Here is a 207-nt window from a genome sequence, read left to right as displayed (position 1 = left end):
AAGTTAGCGGCGGACGGGTGAGTAACACGTGGGTAACCTGCCCATAAGACTGGGATAACTCCGGGAAACCGGGGCTAATACCGGATAACATTTTGAACCGCATGGTTCGAATTTGAAAGGCGGCTTCGGCTGTCACTTATGGATGGACCCGCGTCGCATTAGCTAGTTGGTGAGGTAACGGCTCACCAAGGCAACGATGCGTAGCCG

At 54.1% G+C, this 207-nt stretch carries 1 rRNA gene; it reads left to right on the top strand.

The features are described 5' to 3' along the window. A 16S ribosomal RNA gene (locus MR083_RS27705) occupies positions 1 to 207 on the top strand; the annotation flags it as partial.

This window comes from Bacillus cereus group sp. BfR-BA-01408 (genome assembly GCF_022663305.1).
In the GTDB taxonomy this organism is placed as follows: domain Bacteria; phylum Bacillota; class Bacilli; order Bacillales; family Bacillaceae_G; genus Bacillus_A; species Bacillus_A pacificus.
This window is presented reverse-complemented; position numbering and strand designations above follow the sequence as displayed.